Raw genomic sequence first — 17,604 nt, 5'->3', positions numbered from 1 at the left:
TTATTCTCCCGCCATGTGTCTTTCCCTTCCCCTGTGCGCAACGCTCGACCCGCCGGGCGTATCAGGATAGTGTAGAGGCAAAGCGATAATCTCTTTATTCACCTGTCACGGACCGAACGCCACTATGACTGAAAATACGCCTTATCAGCAGCTTACCCGTACCTTTCAGCGCCTGTCGCGCTTTTCGCATCTCGCCGCCATCGCCGGCTGGGATATGTTCGCGATGATGCCCCCGGGCGGGAGCGTCGCCCGCAGCGAAGCGCTGGCCGAGCTCGGCGTGCTGCAGCATCAGATCCTGACCGATAAAAAAGTGGGACAATGGTTACAGGAAGCCCGCCAGCAGGATCTTAATGATGTTGAACAGGCCAACCTGCGGGAAATGCAGCGTCAGTACGATCAGGCGGCGCTGCTGCCGGAGAGCCTGGTGGAAGCAAAATCGCTGGCCGGCAGCCGCTGTGAGCATGCCTGGCGCAGCCAGCGTCCCGCCAATGACTGGACGGGCTTTGCCGACAACCTACGCGAGGTGGTCAGACTGAGCCGTCAGGAAGCGCAGATCCGCGCCGATGCCAGGGGCGGCTCACGCTACGACGCGCTGCTGGATATTTTCGAACCGGATATGACCAGCGCGCGGCTGGACAGCCTGTTCGCCGATCTCAAATCGTGGCTACCTTCCCTGCTTAGCCAGGCGGTGGAGAAGCAGGCGAAGCAGACGCTAATCGCCCCGCAGGGGCCTTTCCCCATTGCTGAACAACGGGAGCTGGGCCTGCAGGCGATGCGTATCCTTGGCTTTGACTTCGACGGCGGGCGCCTCGACATCAGCGCCCACCCGTTCTGCGGCGGCGTACCCCAGGATGTGCGCATCACCACCCGCTACAACGAAAACGACCTGCTCAGCGCTCTGTTCGGCGTGATCCACGAAACCGGCCACGCCCGCTACGAGCAGAATCTACCTCGCCCGTGGGTCGACCAGCCCGTAGGACTCGCCCGCTCCACCGCTATCCACGAGTCGCAGAGCCTGTTTTTTGAAATGCAGCTGGGACGCAGCGAGCGTTTTCTTAATCGCCTGTTACCGGCGGTGCGCGAGCGGTTTGGCGATCGGCCGGCCTTTAGCCAGGACAATTTTGTCGCCTGGAATCAGCAGGTGAAACCCGGCTTTATTCGCGTCGATGCCGATGAGGTGAGCTACCCGGCGCATGTCATCCTGCGTTATGAAATTGAACGTGCGCTGATCGACGGCGAGATTGAGGTAGATGATATCCCGTCGCTGTGGGACGAGAAAATGCAGCACTGGCTGGGGCTGTCGACCACCGGCAACTATCGGGATGGTTGCATGCAGGATATTCACTGGACCGACGGCGGATTCGGCTATTTCCCTTCCTATACCCTGGGCGCGATGTATGCCGCGCAGTTGATGGCCGCGGCCCGCCGCGCGCTGCCGACATTAGATCGCGATATTGAGGAAGGCGATTTCAGCGCCCTGTTCGACTGGCTGCGGCAGAATATCTGGCAGCATGGCAGCCGCTTCACCACCTCGCAGTTGATTCAGCAGGCCACCGGTGAGGATCTTAATAGCCGCTACTTCCGCGAGCACCTGACCACTCGCTACCTGTAATCATACGCGCCGGGCTACCCGGCGCGTCCTGTCGTTCCCGCCTTGTACATTCGGTTACACGCCGATACCAAACACTCACGGAAAGCTCGAAAAGACAAGCATATAGTGATTTCACCGGCCCCGCAGTGGGGTTGAAATTAAGAAAACTTTTCGAGGATATCAGAATGAAAAAAGTATTAGCTCTGGTCGTTGCCGCTGCTATGGGTCTCTCTTCCGCCGCTTTCGCTGCTGACGCAGTAAGCACCACTCAGGCACCGGCTGCCACCCACAGCACGGCTGCCAAGACCACCCATCACAAAAAACACCACAAAGCCGCGGCAAAACCGGCCGCAGAGCAGAAAGCTCAGGCTGCCAAAAAACACAAAAAAGCAGAAGCTAAACCAGCCGCTGCTCAGAAAGCCCAGGCCGCTAAAAAACACAAAAAAGTAGCAGCTAAACCAGCTGCTCCGCAGAAAGCTCAGGCGGCGAAAAAGCATCACAAAGCTGCGGCTAAACCGGCAGCCCAGAAAGCGCAGGCAGCGAAAAAACACCACAAAACCACTAAACACCAGGCCGCTAAACCGACTGCACAGCCGGCAGCATAATTCCTCCCGGTGAACCAACCTTCTTAATAATCGGCGCTGTTTCAGCGCCGTTTTTTCTGGAGAGCACTATGCTGCGGCGCTATCGTTTTGAGCTCATCCTGATCCTGCTAATTATATGCGCAGTGGTTGCAACCCGTTTTTTCCTCTCTTAATTATTTATCCCGCGTTCGCATTTTGCTGCTTCTACCAGCTTTTCATTAAAATGAATACCGTGCGGCTATCGCTGACCCGCTCCCCGCTTCCCATTATCCTGTGACTCTCTGCGGCGCAAAAAAATGTCCGGCGCCAGAAGACGCCAGACATGTTAGTCGTAATATGTCGCACGCCTGGCCCTTGCCGGGTGGCGCGCCCATCACAATGCACGCACGGCTTCCATCACCAGATAGCCGGTCGCGCCCCAGATAGCGACTGAGACCAGGGAAACATAAACCAGTGCGCGAATACCTTTTTTAGACATAAGCCCTCCGAACGCAGGGGAAATAGAGTTCAGGCTATCATCGCCGGTACTACCTCTCTATTTACTCAACGGCAGGGCGACGGTAACAACGTTTTCGGTGAGAAAATGTTTCGCATTGAAAATAATTACGAGAGGCGTAAAGAAGTGCGAATTCCGGTGAAGATCTGGTGGGTAAAAGTATTATTTTTGGGCATTATGCTGACAAACCAGGAATAATCCCACGGATGAATTGCTGCATTATTAACCGAATTCAGTACGTTCTGATACATGAATTTTGTTGCGCAAGACGCCACTTTCTGCGGAAATAGCACAAGCAGAACACTGGTATTAACCGCTTGAAATCAGGAGGTTTTACCAGCGCCAGACCCCACCGCGCGCTGATGTGGTATACGGTTTGGCCTGTTTAGAATTATTGTTTACTTTCAAAAACTTAAATCTCCTGCTACTGTCAATAGACATCATAGCCTCCCCAGAGAGTGATATGCGTAGAGACGTTCTGTTATTACTGTGTTCATTTTATCTGTTACCTCTGGGCGCACATGCCGATGATAGCGGACTGAGCGCCAAAGATATTAAGACGTTGTTTTTCGGTCACGATGACCGTAAAGCGGTGAACCGCCCCGAGGAGAGTCCGTGGGACGCGATTGGCCAGTTGGAAACCGCCAGCGGCAATCTGTGTACGGCGACGCTCATCTCTCCGCATCTGGCGCTGACCGCGGGCCACTGTCTGTTAACGCCCCCGCGCGGCAAGCCGGACAAAGCGGTCGCCCTGCGCTTTATTTCCCGCAAGGGCAACTGGGTCTATGAGATCCACGGCATTGACGGGCGAGTTGATCCCAGCTTAGGCAGACGCCTGAAAGCCGATGGCGACGGCTGGATTGTCCCTTCCGCTGCGGCGCCGTCCGATTTTGGTCTGATCGTGCTGCGCTATGCTCCGTCTGGCATTACGCCGATCCCGCTCTTTCCGGGCAGCAAGGCCGATCTCACCGCCGCGCTGAAGGCGGCGGACCGTAAAGTTACCCAGTCTGGCTATCCTGAAGATCATCTCGATAATCTTTACAGCCACCAGGATTGCATCGTGACAGGGTGGGCGCAAACCAGCGTACTGTCGCATCAGTGCGACACCCTGCCTGGCGACAGCGGCTCGCCGCTGCTGCTGAAAACGGAGGACGGCTGGCAGGTGATCGCCGTGCAGAGTTCGGCCCCCGGCCCGCAGGATCGCTGGCGGGCGGACAATCGCGCCATTGCGGTGACTGGCTTTCGCGATAAGCTGGAGGCGCTTGCCGGTGAGTAATGGACCGAGGCCGGTGAAGAATATCATTATTGACATCGTCCTGGCGGAAATGATTTTCCGCCAGCCAAAAGCAGTGAACCTGCGCAGCCCTCAGCGTCACCTGACACAATTACAGCGGGGCAAGGCGTGAAGGAAGCTTCCGTTTGCCGCCTGGCTTTGCAGGCGGCGAGACGTCAGGCGAGTTTAATTAACACCATGCCGGCTACCAGCAGGATAACCCCCGCCCAGCCTTTGTTATTCAGACGCTGACCAAACAGCACCCAGCCGGCGGCGATGGTCGCCGCGATAACGAAGCCGCCCCACAGTGCATAGGCAACCGAGAGATCGATCCCTTTAACCGCCTGCGACAGGGCGCTGAACGCGCCCAATACTGCCGCCAGGGACAGAATGCCGTAGATCTTGCGGCGGAAGCCGTCGGAAAACTTCAAAAAGACGTTGGCAATAATTTCCAGCACAATGGCGATTGCCAGCCAGGCGGCATGGATCCACTCAAACTGCTGCATGGGCCACCTCCTGCTTGGAAGACGCTTTTTTCTGGGTGCCTGACTTAATTAAGACGATCCCTATCACCAGGGTGGTCAAGCCGGCTATTTTCAGCAGGGACAGACTCTCATCAAACAGCAGCACGCTGAACAGGGTAATCAGTAAAATACCGATCCCTTCCCACAACGCATAGGCCACACCGAGGGCAATCTTTTTAACCGCAAAGGCAAGAAAAATATATGACAGGGCAATCATGGCCAGCATTAAAATAAAGCCGGTGTGCCCGCCGCTCACGCTTGCCCATTTCATAGACAAGGTGCCGGTAATTTCAGCAATAATTGCTAAAGCTAATAAAATCCAATAAAACATGATCCCTTCTCCTGCTTGAGAATATAATCCATTACCGTTTACGCGAGACGTAAACAGGAAAATTTCTGACGTAGATATCGCTGTGCGCTTGGCGCCAGCTCAGGCAGAAAGAAGGTGACTATAGCGCCGAATGCCAGTGCTGTTCGCCGGCAAAACGGGAAAAAGTGAGGGATACTGCGGGGTGATTTAAAATATACATCCTGAACTGATTGTCCATAAAATTACAATTATCCGCGGTGTTGCTTCTCGTCCGGTGCGGATGAAAATTGTCCTCAGTAGTTAAACACAGGTAGATTTGTAGCATAGTGCTACATTTAATTCAAAGACTTTGCAATTCTTTACGCCGCGGTTTTTCTTCAATGCGTTTGTTCTGCAAAAAAGCGTCATTATGCTAATGTAACGCAACCTGTTAATAGGCAAGGAAGTTTGAGGTCGGGATCCTATGGCTAAACCCATTATTACACTTAACGGATTAAAGATGGTCATCATGTTGGGCATGCTGGTGATCATCCTTACCGGCATTCGCTTTGCGGCGGACATAATCGTCCCGTTTATCCTGGCGCTTTTTCTGGCGGTGATCATCAATCCTCTGGTCCAACTACTGGTCCGCTGCCGGGTACCGCGCGTGCTGGCGATCTCGCTACTGATTGGCCTGATTGTTATGTTAGCCATTGTGCTGCTGGCCTCGCTGGGGACCTCGCTCAACGAGCTGGCACGCACCCTGCCGCAGTATCGCAACTATCTCTATGAGCCGATGCAAACCATCGCGCCCTGGCTGCAGCGTATGGGATTCACCGTTTCGGTGGTCGAGCTCAATAAGTACATCGACCCTAACGCCGTAATGACCCTGGTCACCAGCCTGCTCACTCAGCTGTCGAACGCCATGTCCTCCATTTTTCTGCTGCTGCTGACGGTGGTGTTTATGCTGCTGGAGGTGCCGCAGCTTCCCGCTAAGCTGCAGCAGTTAATGTCCAGACCAGTAGAAGGCATGGGCGCCATCCAGCGGGCCATCGACAGCGTATCGCATTATCTGGTGCTGAAAACTGCGATAAGCCTGATCACCGGCCTGGTGGTCTGGGGCATGCTGGTGCTGCTGGATGTGCGCTTCGCCTTTATGTGGGGGCTACTGGCCTTCGCGCTGAACTATATTCCCAATATCGGTTCCGTGCTGGCGGCCATTCCGCCGATCCTGCAGGTGCTGGTGTTCGGTGGTCTGTACGAGGCGCTGGTAGTGCTGGCCGGCTACCTGATCGTCAACCTGGTATTCGGCAATATTCTCGAACCTCGTATCATGGGGCGCGGGCTGGGCCTCTCGACGCTGGTGGTATTCCTGTCCTTAATCTTCTGGGGATGGTTGCTGGGTCCGGTTGGCATGCTGCTCTCGGTGCCGTTGACGATTATCGTCAAAATTGCCCTCGAGCAGACCAGCGGCGGGCAGAGTATCGCTTTCTTATTAAGCGATGTCAGTAAACAGTAGTCCTTCCGCAGGCCGGCGCTTCGCCGGCCTGCTCCCTGCCCTACACTCTCTCCGTAGACCACTACGCCTTATGTATTATTGATCCGCATCACAAACGTTGCGGCGGAATCGTTACTCTGATGCTAACGATCGGCCACCGCGCTTAATTGATGCTCATAGCCTCGCGTCGCACACTAATCTCCACCAGGACAAACAAAACGATTTGTCGAATCAGGAGGTTATTAATGAATGCCGAACAAACGACGGGGCGGGTCTGGAACCGTCGCCGAACGGAAAAACAGCGGCGGCTGGCCGAGGCGAACATGCCAGGTAAGGTCATCCCGACTGACCAGTTGGTCAGCGTACTGGAAAACCTGCTCGCCCCCGGCGACCGGGTTGTGCTGGAAGGCAACAACCAGAAACAGGCCGATTTCCTCTCGCGCATGCTGGCGGAAGTTAATCCGCAAAAAATCCACGACCTGCATATGATTATGCCCAGCGTCGGGCGCAGCGAGCATCTGGACCTGTTTGAAAAAGGTATTGCCCGCAAGCTGGATTTCTCTTTCTCCGGCACCCAGAGCCTGCGCATTTCGCAACTACTGGAAGATGGCCTGCTCGAAATCGGCGCCATCCACACCTATATCGAACTCTACTCGCGCCTGTACGTCGATCTGTCGCCAAACGTCGCGCTGATTGCCGGCTATAAAGCTGACCGCAAAGGCAACCTGTATACCGGACCGAGTACCGAAGATACCCCGGCGCTGGTGGAAGCCGCCGCCTTCCACGACGGCATTGTGATAGCCCAGGTCAACGAACTGGTGGACGACGAATGCGATCTGCCGCGCGTCGATATCCCCGGCTCGTGGATCGATTACGTGGTGGTTGCCGACAAGCCGTTCTTTATCGAACCGCTCTTCACCCGCGATCCGCGCCTGATTAAGCAAGAACACATACTGATGGCGATGATGGCGATCAAGGGCATCTATGCGGAACATCAGGTGCAGTCGCTTAACCACGGTATCGGCTTTAATACCGCCGCCATCGAGTTGCTGTTGCCGACCTATGGCGAGCAGCTCGGCCTGAAAGGCAAAATCTGTAAACACTGGACCCTGAATCCGCATCCAACCTTAATCCCGGCCATCGAGAGCGGCTGGGTGGAGAGCGTGCACTGCTTCGGCGGCGAACTGGGGATGGAAGAGTACATCCGCGCCCGCCCGGATATCTTCTTTACCGGCCCGGATGGCTCGATGCGCTCTAACCGCGCCTTCTGCCAGCTGGCGGGCCAGTACGCGGTAGATATGTTCATTGGTTCAACCCTGCAGGTGGATGGTCTGGCTAACTCCTCGACCGTCACCCGCGGCCGTCTTTCCGGCTTCGGCGGCGCGCCGAACATGGGCCACGACCCGCACGGTCGCCGCCACGCCACCCCGGCATGGCTCAATATGATCACCGAGCCGGACCCGATGCAACGCGGTAAAAAGCTGGTGGTGCAGATGGTCGAAACCTTCCAGGCCGGCGTGAAACCAACCTTCGTTGAGACGCTGGATGCAGTTGAGGTGGCGAAAACCTCCGGCATGCCGCTGGCGCCGGTAATGATTTATGGTGATGACGTCACCCACGTCCTGACCGAAGAGGGTATCGCCTACCTGTACCGTGCGGAGAGCCTTGAAGAGCGCCGGGCGATGGTCGCCGCGGTGGCCGGGATCACCGATATCGGCCTTGGTGTGGACGCCAAACGCGTCGCCGCGCTGCGCCAGAGCGGCAAAGTGGTCTACCCGGAAGATCTCGGGATTCGCCGCAGCGATGCCACCCGCTCCCTGCTGGCCGCCGGCAGCGTCGCCGACCTGGTGGAGTGGTCCGACGGACTGTACAACCCACCGGCAAAATTCCGGAGCTGGTAATGAAAAATCTCTCCCCCCTGCACGCAGAAAGCCGCGTCAGCTGGCTGGCGCATACCGCCAGCGCCTGTCTGATTGACGAAGCCCGCCTGAGCCCGAAACCGGGTCTGGTGGATAGCCGCGGCAACGGCGCGCATCAGGACCTGAATCTGGCGCTGATGGAGCGCTCCGCCCGCAGCCTGCAGCCGACCTTTCACGCGCTGGCCGAGCAAAGCTGGCGTCGCCCGGCGGACATCGCCCTGCGCGAAACCGTCGGCCGCCTTGGCCGCGAAGGCGAAGCGCAGATGATGCTGGCGACGGGTGGGGTTAACACCCACCGCGGCGCTATCTGGGCGCTAGGCCTGCTGGTCAGCGCGGTGGCGATGTTGGGTGGAGAGGGTCAGTCACAGGCGATCGCCGACGCCGCCGCCGCCCTCGCCCGCCTGCCCGACGGCTTCGCGCCGAAAAGCTTTAGTAAAGGGCTTCGCGCCAGCCGCCGCTGGCAGGTGCCAGGCGCCCGCGAGGAAGCGCAGTGTGGTTTCCCGCATATCACCCGCCTGGCGCTGCCGCAACTGCAGCACAGCCGGGCGCGAGGCGCCAGTGAGCCGCAGGCGCAGCTTGATGCGCTGATGGCCATCATGACCTCGCTGAGCGATACCTGCGTGCTGTCGCGCGCCGGTATGGCCGGGCTGCAGGCCATGCAGCAAGGCGCTTGTGAGGTGCTGGCGGCTGGCGGTTGCGCCAGTTTCGCCGGGCGCGCCGCCCTGGCCCGCCTGGACGCAATCATGCTGGCGCTAAACGCCTCGCCGGGAGGCGCCGCCGATCTCCTTGCCGCCACCCTGTTTCTCGACAGAGTTGCCGGCTAACGCATTCAGAGGATGTTATGGAACAGATTACATTGTCATTTCCTGCCAGCCGCGCCCTGAGCGGCCGAGCGCTGGCAGGAGTCGTGGGTTCAGGCGATATGGAAGTACTTTATACCGCCGCACAGAGCGCCACGCTCAACGTACAGATCACCACCTCAGTGGATAACAGCCAGGCGCGCTGGCAGGCGCTGTTCGACAGGTTGAACCTGATCAACGGCCTGCCCGCCGGGCAGTTGATTATCCACGACTTCGGCGCCACGCCGGGCGTCGCCCGTATTCGTATTGAACAGGTTTTTGAGGAGGCCGCTCATGCGTAACGATCGCAGCTTTATCGAACTGCGCGCTCGCGAACGCGCCCACGCCCTGCTGGACGACGGCAGCTACCGCGAACTGCTGGATCCGTTTGACGGTATTATGTCGCCGTGGCTCGGCGCCCAGGGCATCGTCCCGCAATCCGATGACGGTATGGTGGTCGCCAAAGGCACGATCAACGGCCAGCCTGCGGTGGTGATTGCCATCGAGGGCACCTTCCAGGGAGGCAGTATGGGCGAAGTGTCCGGCGCCAAAATGGCCGCCGCGCTGGAGCTGGCGGCGGAAGATAACCGCAACGGTATCCCGACGCAGGCGGTGCTGTGCCTCGAAACCGGCGGCGTACGTCTGCAGGAGGCCAACCTCGGTCTGGCCGCCATCGCTGATATTCACGCGGCGATTGTCGATCTGCGCCGCTACACGCCGGTAGTCGGCATCATCGCCGGCACCGTCGGCTGCTTTGGCGGTATGTCTATCGCCGCCGCGCTGTGCAGCTATCTCATTGTCACTCGTGAAGCCCGTCTCGGCCTCAACGGCCCGCAGGTTATCGAGCAGGAAGCCGGCATTGAAGAGTACGACTCCCGCAACCGGCCGTTTATCTGGAGCATGACCGGCGGCGAAATTCGCGCCGCCAGCGGACTGGTCGACGCGCTGGTTAACGATGGCGTTAACGCCGTTAAAACCGCAATGAATGAGGCGATCGCCAAAGGCGTACCGGTACAGCACCGCAGCGACAACTATGACGATTATCTGCGTCGCTTGAGCCAGTTCGACACCCGCCAGCAGGCGGATACCGCGCAGATTAAACAGCTTTTTGCCCGGGAGGATAAATAATGAGTCAGTTCCCAAACCGCGCCGCGCTGTGGCTGAACAAACTGGCGCCCGACGCGCCGCTGATGAGCGGCCTGTGCCCTTCCGTCCAGGTGGCAGACGGCCAGATTAATGGCGAAAACGTGCGTTTTATCGCCGTGGTCCCGGATGCTAACAACCACTACCCGCGCGCCGCCGGCGGCGAAGTTGGCCTGCTGGAAGGCTGGACGCTGGCGAAAGTGGTTAATGAAACCATTGCCGCCGACGCCGACCAGCCAGTCAAACGGCCGATCGTCGCCGTGATCGATGTGCCAAGCCAGGCCTATGGCCGCCGCGAAGAAGCTTTCGGCATTCACCAGGCGCTGGCCGGGGCGGCTGGCGCTTATGCCAAAGCCCGTTTGGCCGGCCACCCGGTAATTGGCCTGATCGTCGGCAAAGCGATGTCCGGGGCGTTTCTGGCCCACGGCTACCAGGCCAACCGCCTGATCGCCTTTAACGATAGCGGCGTGCTGGTCCACGCGATGGGTAAAGCGTCGGCGGCGCGCATTACGCTGCGTACCGTAGAGGCGCTGGAGAAACTGGCGGCTACCATTCCGCCAATGGCCTACGACGTCAGCAACTATGCGACGCTCGGCCTGCTCTCCGCCCTGCTGGATATTAATAATCCGGATGCCCCTGACGATCACGATCTGTCGTTGGTCAGCAACACGCTGCGCGACGCCATCGCTGATGCGCGCACCGATGCCTCACTGAAGTGCCGCCTGGGTGCGGAAAACCGCCGCAGCTCGCAACTGGTTCGCGATCGCATGCGCGCCAGCTGGTAAGACGTTCGTACGTAAGTAGTAGAAGAAAACCTGCCGGAAGCCGTCCCCCGGAGCGCGTAATAACCGCGCCGGGTAGGGACGGCTTTTAGAAAAAATAACAATCGCGCCAGTACTCTATCTTATTTACAGGTGATTTATGACTTATGTGATTATTCATGCTCTTGCCCCGATTTTCGTCATTATGCTGCTGGGCTTCTGGGCCGGTAAGGCCGGGATGGTAGATAACAAAAACGTCTCGCTGCTTAATATTTTTGTAATGGATTTTGCCTTACCCGCCACGCTGTTTAGCGCGACGGTACAAACGCCGTGGGCCGGTATCGTCGCCCAGTCGCCGTTGGTGCTGGTGTTGACCGGCGCGATGTGGATCACCTATGCCGCGATCTACTTCCTCGCCACCAGCGTGTTCAAACGCACGCCGCAGGATGCCGCGGTGCTGACCCTCACCGTCGCCCTGCCAAACTATGCCGCGTTAGGTCTGCCGATCCTAGGCAGCGTGCTGGGTGAAGGCGCGTCAACCTCGCTGTCGGTGGCGGTCTCTATCGCCTGCGGCTCGGTACTGATGACCCCGTTCTGCCTGCTGATTCTGGAGCGTGAAAAAGCCCGCGCCGCGGGTGAAAACAGCGGTTCTACGCTGGCGATGCTGCCGGTGCTGATGTGGCGTTCGGTGAAAAAACCGATCGTCTGGGGCCCGCTGCTTGGGGTGGTGCTTTCCGCGATCGGCATTAAAATGCCGGACCTGCTGCTGGCGTCGATCAAACCGCTGGGCCTGGCTGCCACCGCCGCCGCGCTGTTTCTCACCGGGGTGATCCTGTCGGCGCGTAAACTGCAGCTCAATGCGCTGATCGCTACATCAACCATCGTGAAACTGCTGGTGCAGCCGTTTATTGCCTGGGGTCTGGTGATGTTACTTGGGTTGCACGGTTCCATTGCCATTACCGCGATCCTGATGATAGCCCTGGCCGCCGGCTTCTTCGGCGTGGTCTTCGGCAACCGCTTCGGCGTCCAGTCTCCGGATGCTGAAGCCGTGCTGCTGTTGAGCTCGGTTCTGTGTATCCTGTCGCTACCGCTGTTTATCTCTTTGACTTCAGGACTGTAAACCATGTCAGCAACGCCGCGTCCCCATGATCTAGTTTGGTTAAACCGCGCCAGCGCCCTGGAAGATATTGCCGAGCCGTGGGTGGCTCAGCAGTGGCGAGCCGCGCTGCCGGTGGTGGTGAGGCGCGACGTTGACGACCAGGCCCGCGTCCCGGTTGGGGTGCGGGGCATGAAGCGCGAGCAGCGCGCCGCCGGCTGGGTACAGGCGCGCAATATCGTGCGCAGCGTCACCCCGGAGATGCTTGTCGAGCGCGAAGCATTACTCTGCTCGCCGTTTGTCTCGCAGCCGCCGGTCCAGGGGGCTATCGCCCTCACCTTACACCGCTGGCCCTGGGGCTGGGGCGTCACCGGCAGTACCGGCTACGCGCTGGCAACCGAGATCCCGGTGCTGCATGCGGCCAGCGATCTGGATCTGCTGATCCGCGCGCCACAGCCGCTGGACCGCGAGGCGCTGCTGGAATGGCAAACCCGGGTGGCCCAACTCCCATGCCGCGCTGATACCCAGGTCGAAACGCCGTACGGCGCCTTCGCCCTTAATGAATGGCTGCGCGACGGGCGCGCGCTGCTGAAAACGTCCCGCGGCGCGCGCTTAACCGCGACGCCGTGGCACAGGGAGGAATAATGAAGATTTTATTTACCTTTCCCGGTCAGGGCGGCCAGCGTCCCGGCATGCTGGCGATGATCCCCGATCGCGAGGCGATCCTCACCCAGGCGCGCGCCGTGCTGGGGGATGAAGTCGATACCCTCGATAGCGCCGACGCGCTACAACACACCCGTGCGGTCCAGCTCTGTCTGCTGATCGCCGGGGTAGCCTGGGCGCGCGAGCTACAGCGTCAGGGCGTGGATCCGCAGATGGTCAGCGGCCTGTCCATCGGCGCGTTTCCGGCCGCGGTGATTGCCGGCGCGCTCGATTTCGCCAGCGCGTTGCGGCTGGTGGCCCTGCGCGGGGACTTAATGGAACAGGCGTATCCTGAAGGTTACGGACTGACGGCGATTATGGGCCTGACCCGCCCGCGGGTTGAGGCGCTGATGCAGGGCCACGAGGTTTATCTCGCCAACCTGAACGCCGAAACGCAGTTCGTGATTGCGGGCCGTGATGAGGCAATGGCCGAGGTGGCGCAGCTGGCGCTGCGGGCTGGCGCCAGTAAAGCCCAGCGGCTGGCGGTCAGCGTGCCGTCGCACTGCGCGCTGCTGGATAAACCCGCCGCTGAGCTGGCGAAAGCTTTTGCCGGCGCCAGCTTAAGGCGCCCACGGTGCGCCTATTTAAGCGGCTCGACGGCGCGCGTGCTATGGGATCCGCAGCGGATCGCCGACGATCTGGCGATGAACATGGCGCGCCCGGTCCACTGGCAGGAGGCGATGGTCGCCGCCGATGAGCGCGATGCGCGCTTAGCCATTGAGATGCCCCCCGGCGGGGTACTCACCTGCCTGACCCGCCAGGCGGGCTGGCGCGGGGAGACCATTGCGCTGGAGCGCAGCGGCCTGGACGTCGCCCGCCATCTGGCGCAGCGGCTTAGCGATTAATACTGCGGGCGTACATCCGTCCTTCCGCCGCCAGCGCCAGCAGGTCGGCATCGCGTTCGCGATGGTGCGAATAGACGATAGAGATCAGCTGGCGCATCTGGTAGGGTTCCGCCAGCTTTAGCAGCTGTACATCCTTCTCATACACTTTCTTCATCCGCCCCGGCAGCAGGGCAAAACCGACGCCAGCCTGCACCAGGCTTATCATCGAAAAGATATCATTCACCCGGGTGACGATCTCCGGCTCGAAGCCGGCGATATGGAATGCTTCCCGGAATCCGGCATAGGTGGCGAACCCCTCCGCCAGCGAAACAAACTTGCGGTCGGCGTAATCGCGCAGATCGGCGAGCCGTGAGGCATCCAGCCGTTCGGTCGCCGGGGCGGCGAGAAAAATATCGTCCTCAAACAGCGGCACCACGTCGAAAGCGGTATTATTGAACTCCCCTTCGTTGGTGGCGATCAGGATGGCATCGAGGGCATCGTCTTCCAGCATATCCAGCAGCATCTGATTTGAACCCATCGTCAGGTCCAGCTCCAGCTCCGGGCGACGCAGCTTCATCCCCATAATGATGCGCGGAACGGTTTCCAGGGTCAGAGAATAGAGGGTACCGATGCGCAACCGCCCCTGACCGACGCCTGCAACCTTGCGCGTCGCCTCGAGCCCGCGGTTCATCAGACTTATCACATCCTGGCAGTATTCAAGCAGCGTCCACGCCGCCTGCAGCGGCAGCAGGTTGCGCCCTTTATGGACAAACAGCGGGCAGCCCACCCCCTCTTCCAGTGTATGCAGCGCGCGGTGAACGCTGACGCTGCTGAGTTTCATCGCTTCGGCGGTTCTGGCGATATTGCCCTTCGCCATAAACATCATAAAGACCGACAGCTTGCGGAAGGTGATCTCCTGGTTAATATCCTCTTGCATGGCCCTTCCACACTCCTGGTTTAATTTTCTTATTTCAATTCAAACCAGTATATCTTTTATGACGCCAAAGTTGCAGGCAGCGCGCGGCCTCAGCCGGTAAATAACGCAAAAAAGGGAAGACCATGGTCTTCCCTTTTGTTCACTGTCGAGTTTGCTTTTACAGCGCCATATCGTGCTGCGGCGAGGCCTCGCGCGGCGTCTCTGCCGGCTTGGCGGTCGCGGTAGGCGCAGCCGCTGGCATCTGGATCACCGGCGGTTTCGTCAGCTGCAGGGTCGCAGCGGTGTCATCCCAAACCTGCTGGGTCAGCGCCACGTTACCGTTCAGCTTCTGGCCGTAGCTCGGCACAATAGCGTGAATGCGGCTCTGCCACTCCGGCGAGTTAAACTGCTGCGGGAACATCTGCTTGAGCACGTTCAGGGTGATCGGCGCGGCGGTGGAAGCCCCCGGCGAAGCGCCGAGCAGCGCGGAAATGGTTTTCTGCTGATCGACCACCACTTCGGTACCGAGCTTCAGCACGCCGCCCTTCTCTGCGTCTTTCTTGATGATCTGTACGCGCTGGCCGGCCTGGATCAGTTTCCAGTCTTCTTTACGCGCGTCCGGGTAGTACTCTTTCAGCGCAGCGAAACGGTCATCATCGCTGAGCATCACCTGGCTAACCAGGTATTTCACCAGATCGAAGTTGTCGAGACCGACGTGGGTCATCGGCAGCACGTTATTGGTGGTGGTAGTGCTGAGCAGATCGAAGAACGAACCATTTTTCAGGAACTTGGTCGAGAAGGTGGCGAATGGCCCGAACAGCACCACGCGCTTACCGTCGAGGTAACGAGCGTCAAGGTGCGGCACCGACATCGGCGGCGCGCCGACTGAAGCTTGGCCATACACTTTCTCCAGGTGCTGCGCAGTGACCGCCGGGTTCTCGGTCATCAGGAACGAGCCGCCCACCGGGAAGCCGGCATAGTTGTCCGCTTCCGGAATACCGGTTTTTTGCAGCAGCTTCAACGCGCCGCCGCCGGCGCCGATAAAGACGTATTTGGCGTCAATAGTCTGCGCTTCCCCGCTCTGCACATTCTTAATCGTTACGTGCCAGGAATTGTCGGCATTACGTTTGAAATCCGTTACCTCAGAGGAGGTCTGCAGGGTGAAGTGGTTATTTTTCTTCAGGCTGCCGATCAGCTGGCGAGTGATTTCGCCGTAGTTGACATCGGTACCCACCGGCGTCCAGGTGGCTGCCACTTTCTGCTGCGGATCGCGGCCTTCCATCACCAGCGGCGCCCACTGTTTAATTTGCGCGTGATCGGTGGAGAATTTCATCCCCTGGAATAAGGTGGTCTGCTGCAGCGCGTTATAACGCTTCTGCAGATAATCCACATTATCACCCCAGACGAAGCTCATATGCGGCGTGGAATTAATAAACGAGTGCGGATCGTGCAAAATACCGCGTTTCACCTGTGCCGACCAGAACTGACGGGAAATCATAAATTGCTCGTTAATATCGAGCGCTTTGCTGACGTCAATCGACCCGTCCGCCCGCTCCGGCGTATAGTTCAGCTCCATATTCGCCGAGTGGCCAGTACCGGCATTATTCCAGCCGTTGGAAGACTCCAGCGCCACGCCGTCCAGTTTCTCCACCATGGTCAGATCCCAGTCCGGCTGCAGCGCCTGCAGCCAGGTGCCGAGCGAGGCGCTCATGATCCCGCCGCCAATCAGCAGGAAGTCGGTTTTTTTCGAGGTATCCGCTTCAGCATGCGTCGCCGCGCTGACGAACATCGCTAATGCGGTTAAGGAAATAATCGTTTTTTTCATTGCAGGCATAATAGAATTATCACGTAGCACACGGTCATAAGAGGCAGCATATTAACGCACTTTTACTTTATTTTAAAATATCATTTACACTCTCGCATTTTAAACCAAACAGTTATTTAACTTAAAAAATCAATTTTAAAAACAGAGCGAAGACGGATAAAAAAAATAAGGTCGAAAATTCAATATCTATTGCCGGGTAAAATAAAAGATAAGAATTTCTTTAATTACAAAAGTCCAGGCGCGCATGCTCATCGCGCGCCTGGCAGAGAAGGGATTACTGGGCGGGAGTGACAGCGCTACGCTGGGCTTCACGCAGGGCGAGACGCAGATGATCGTGATGTTTGGTTAGCAGCTCCCGCGCGTGCCAGGCGTCAAGCCCGCTGAGCAGCATCAGGATCGCGGTGCGGCAGTGCTGATGACAGCTGGCCAGGGCAGCCTTTGCTTCACTGCGCGTGCAATCGGTGGCCGCCATCACAATCGCTATCTGCCGCTCCGCCCAGTGCGAATTGTCAGCCTGCACGTCCACCCGCAAATTGCTGTACACCCGACCGTCACGGATGGCGAGTCCGGTTGTCAGCATATTGACGATCTGCCTCTGGGCCAACTGAGCCTTCGGATTGGCTAACCCCGCCACCGCCTCCGGCCCGGTCTGCGGAGCAATAATGATATCCGCCAGCTGCGCCGCCTCGCTGGTCGGCTGCTGGGTGATGACCGCTATCGGGGCGCCCAGCGACCAGGCGTGGCGCATCGCCCCCCACACCCATGGCGTCTTGCCGCTGACGGTCAGCGCCAGCAGCATATCGCGGTTGCTGAAGTCCAGCGACTGCAGCTCAAAGGCGCCCAGGTCATAATTATTCGCCTCAGTCTCCCGCTCGGCCATCGCCGTCGTCTGCCCACCGGCAATCAGCCCCACCAGCGCGTGTTTACCTTCCGGCGAATAGTCGCTGACCGCCTCAATGGCCGTCCGGCCCGAAGCGCCGGCGCCAATAATGACCAGGCGCCCTCCCCGGCTTATCGTCGCGGTGGCGATATCAATCAGCCGGGCGATATCCGGCAGACAGGCGCCGACCGCCTCCGATATCTGCTTATCATCCTGATGCAGCATCGCCAGCATATCGGCGGTGGCGAGGCGATCGATGTGGGTGGTCTCCCGGTGACGACGAGCCTGCATTGACGCGGTTAGCGAACTGCTCATAACAACCTCCATTTACGACAGAAAAAGCGCATCTCGGCAAAATCAGCGGCCTGATGCATATCCTTATATTCATCAGGACTATTTAACCTCTGCCGCCACTATAAGTGGAATGTTCTGCGCTTTACCGCC

Annotated in this window: 18 protein-coding genes; 13 read left to right on the top strand and 5 right to left on the bottom strand. The window is 58.7% G+C overall.

All coding sequences use genetic code 11. The features are described 5' to 3' along the window. The first annotated feature begins 124 nt into the window (after window positions 1–124). From KHQ23_RS01560 to KHQ23_RS01545, 4 genes are all read left to right on the top strand, one after another. Complete coding sequence (locus KHQ23_RS01560) at window positions 125–1,612, top strand: carboxypeptidase M32 (RefSeq protein WP_004176294.1); 1,488 nt, start codon at window positions 125–127, stop codon at window positions 1,610–1,612. A gap of 164 nt (window positions 1,613–1,776) precedes the next feature. Further along, window positions 1,777–2,196: an acid resistance repetitive basic protein Asr gene (gene asr, locus KHQ23_RS01555; RefSeq protein ID WP_002903693.1), complete on the top strand. Its 420-nt coding sequence runs from the start codon at window positions 1,777–1,779 to the stop codon at window positions 2,194–2,196. 938 nt (window positions 2,197–3,134) lie between these two features. After that, window positions 3,135–3,947, top strand: coding sequence for a serine protease (locus KHQ23_RS01550; RefSeq protein WP_002903687.1), 813 nt, complete (start codon window positions 3,135–3,137; stop codon window positions 3,945–3,947). Between the two features lie 13 nt (window positions 3,948–3,960). Next, window positions 3,961–4,077, top strand: coding sequence for a hypothetical protein (locus tag KHQ23_RS01545; RefSeq protein ID WP_004224649.1), 117 nt, complete (start codon window positions 3,961–3,963; stop codon window positions 4,075–4,077). Between the two features lie 43 nt (window positions 4,078–4,120). On the opposite strand, the gene kpnF is transcribed toward KHQ23_RS01545, so the two are convergent. Together kpnF and kpnE are read right to left on the bottom strand one after the other, a co-directional pair. Further along, window positions 4,121–4,450 (bottom strand): multidrug efflux SMR transporter subunit KpnF, encoded by a 330-nt coding sequence (gene kpnF / locus KHQ23_RS01540; RefSeq protein WP_023280030.1) that lies wholly within the window; start codon window positions 4,448–4,450, stop codon window positions 4,121–4,123. After that, window positions 4,437–4,799, bottom strand: a complete 363-nt coding sequence (gene kpnE, locus KHQ23_RS01535) for a multidrug efflux SMR transporter subunit KpnE (protein WP_002903681.1) — start codon at window positions 4,797–4,799, stop codon at window positions 4,437–4,439. The genes kpnF and kpnE overlap by 14 nt, the downstream gene beginning before the upstream one ends. Before the next feature lie 442 nt (window positions 4,800–5,241). Between kpnE and KHQ23_RS01530 the strand changes: the two genes are divergently transcribed. The 9 genes from KHQ23_RS01530 to mdcH all read left to right on the top strand — a co-directional run bounded on the left by KHQ23_RS01530 (window position 5,242) and on the right by mdcH (window position 13,560). Beyond that, a complete protein-coding gene (locus tag KHQ23_RS01530; protein ID WP_002903679.1) occupies window positions 5,242–6,276 on the top strand; it encodes an AI-2E family transporter in 1,035 nt (344 codons plus the stop codon). 224 nt (window positions 6,277–6,500) lie between these two features. After that, window positions 6,501–8,156 carry a malonate decarboxylase subunit alpha gene (mdcA, locus tag KHQ23_RS01525; protein ID WP_004176297.1) on the top strand — a complete coding sequence of 552 codons (1,656 nt, stop codon included), beginning with the start codon at window positions 6,501–6,503 and terminating at the stop codon, window positions 8,154–8,156. After that, window positions 8,156–8,998, top strand: a complete 843-nt coding sequence (locus tag KHQ23_RS01520) for a triphosphoribosyl-dephospho-CoA synthase (RefSeq protein WP_004143107.1) — start codon at window positions 8,156–8,158, stop codon at window positions 8,996–8,998. Before mdcA ends, KHQ23_RS01520 begins: the two co-directional genes overlap by 1 nt. A gap of 17 nt (window positions 8,999–9,015) precedes the next feature. Then, window positions 9,016–9,315, top strand: coding sequence for a malonate decarboxylase acyl carrier protein (gene mdcC, locus KHQ23_RS01515; protein WP_004143106.1), 300 nt, complete (start codon window positions 9,016–9,018; stop codon window positions 9,313–9,315). Further along, on the top strand, window positions 9,308–10,141 hold the full coding sequence (locus KHQ23_RS01510) for a biotin-independent malonate decarboxylase subunit beta (RefSeq protein WP_004143105.1): 834 nt from the start codon (window positions 9,308–9,310) through the stop codon (window positions 10,139–10,141). The genes mdcC and KHQ23_RS01510 overlap by 8 nt, the downstream gene beginning before the upstream one ends. Beyond that, on the top strand, window positions 10,141–10,941 hold the full coding sequence (gene mdcE / locus KHQ23_RS01505; protein WP_004224637.1) for a biotin-independent malonate decarboxylase subunit gamma: 801 nt from the start codon (window positions 10,141–10,143) through the stop codon (window positions 10,939–10,941). Before KHQ23_RS01510 ends, mdcE begins: the two co-directional genes overlap by 1 nt. 136 nt (window positions 10,942–11,077) lie before the next feature. Then, window positions 11,078–12,037, top strand: a complete 960-nt coding sequence (locus KHQ23_RS01500; RefSeq protein WP_004148291.1) for an AEC family transporter — start codon at window positions 11,078–11,080, stop codon at window positions 12,035–12,037. Between the two features lie 3 nt (window positions 12,038–12,040). Further along, entirely contained in the window at window positions 12,041–12,658 is a 618-nt protein-coding gene (locus tag KHQ23_RS01495) for a malonate decarboxylase holo-ACP synthase (protein WP_032434477.1), read from the top strand. Continuing rightward, a complete protein-coding gene (gene mdcH, locus KHQ23_RS01490) occupies window positions 12,658–13,560 on the top strand; it encodes a malonate decarboxylase subunit epsilon (RefSeq protein WP_015874762.1) in 903 nt (300 codons plus the stop codon). Before KHQ23_RS01495 ends, mdcH begins: the two co-directional genes overlap by 1 nt. On the opposite strand, the gene KHQ23_RS01485 is transcribed toward mdcH, so the two are convergent. The 3 genes from KHQ23_RS01485 to KHQ23_RS01475 all read right to left on the bottom strand — a co-directional run bounded on the left by KHQ23_RS01485 (window position 13,550) and on the right by KHQ23_RS01475 (window position 17,475). Then, on the bottom strand, window positions 13,550–14,476 hold the full coding sequence (locus KHQ23_RS01485; protein ID WP_002903632.1) for a LysR substrate-binding domain-containing protein: 927 nt from the start codon (window positions 14,474–14,476) through the stop codon (window positions 13,550–13,552). The genes mdcH and KHQ23_RS01485 overlap by 11 nt on opposite strands. 157 nt (window positions 14,477–14,633) lie before the next feature. Further along, window positions 14,634–16,244 carry a malate dehydrogenase (quinone) gene (mqo, locus tag KHQ23_RS01480; RefSeq protein ID WP_076750587.1) on the bottom strand — a complete coding sequence of 537 codons (1,611 nt, stop codon included), beginning with the start codon at window positions 16,242–16,244 and terminating at the stop codon, window positions 14,634–14,636. Window positions 16,245–16,554: 310 nt separating this feature from the next. Next, window positions 16,555–17,475 (bottom strand): N-acetylmuramic acid 6-phosphate etherase, encoded by a 921-nt coding sequence (locus KHQ23_RS01475; protein WP_211776829.1) that lies wholly within the window; start codon window positions 17,473–17,475, stop codon window positions 16,555–16,557. Window positions 17,476–17,604 lie beyond the last annotated feature (129 nt).

It is taken from the genome of Klebsiella sp. 64 (assembly GCF_018223915.1).
GTDB lineage: Bacteria > Pseudomonadota > Gammaproteobacteria > Enterobacterales > Enterobacteriaceae > Klebsiella > Klebsiella pneumoniae.
This window is presented reverse-complemented; position numbering and strand designations above follow the sequence as displayed.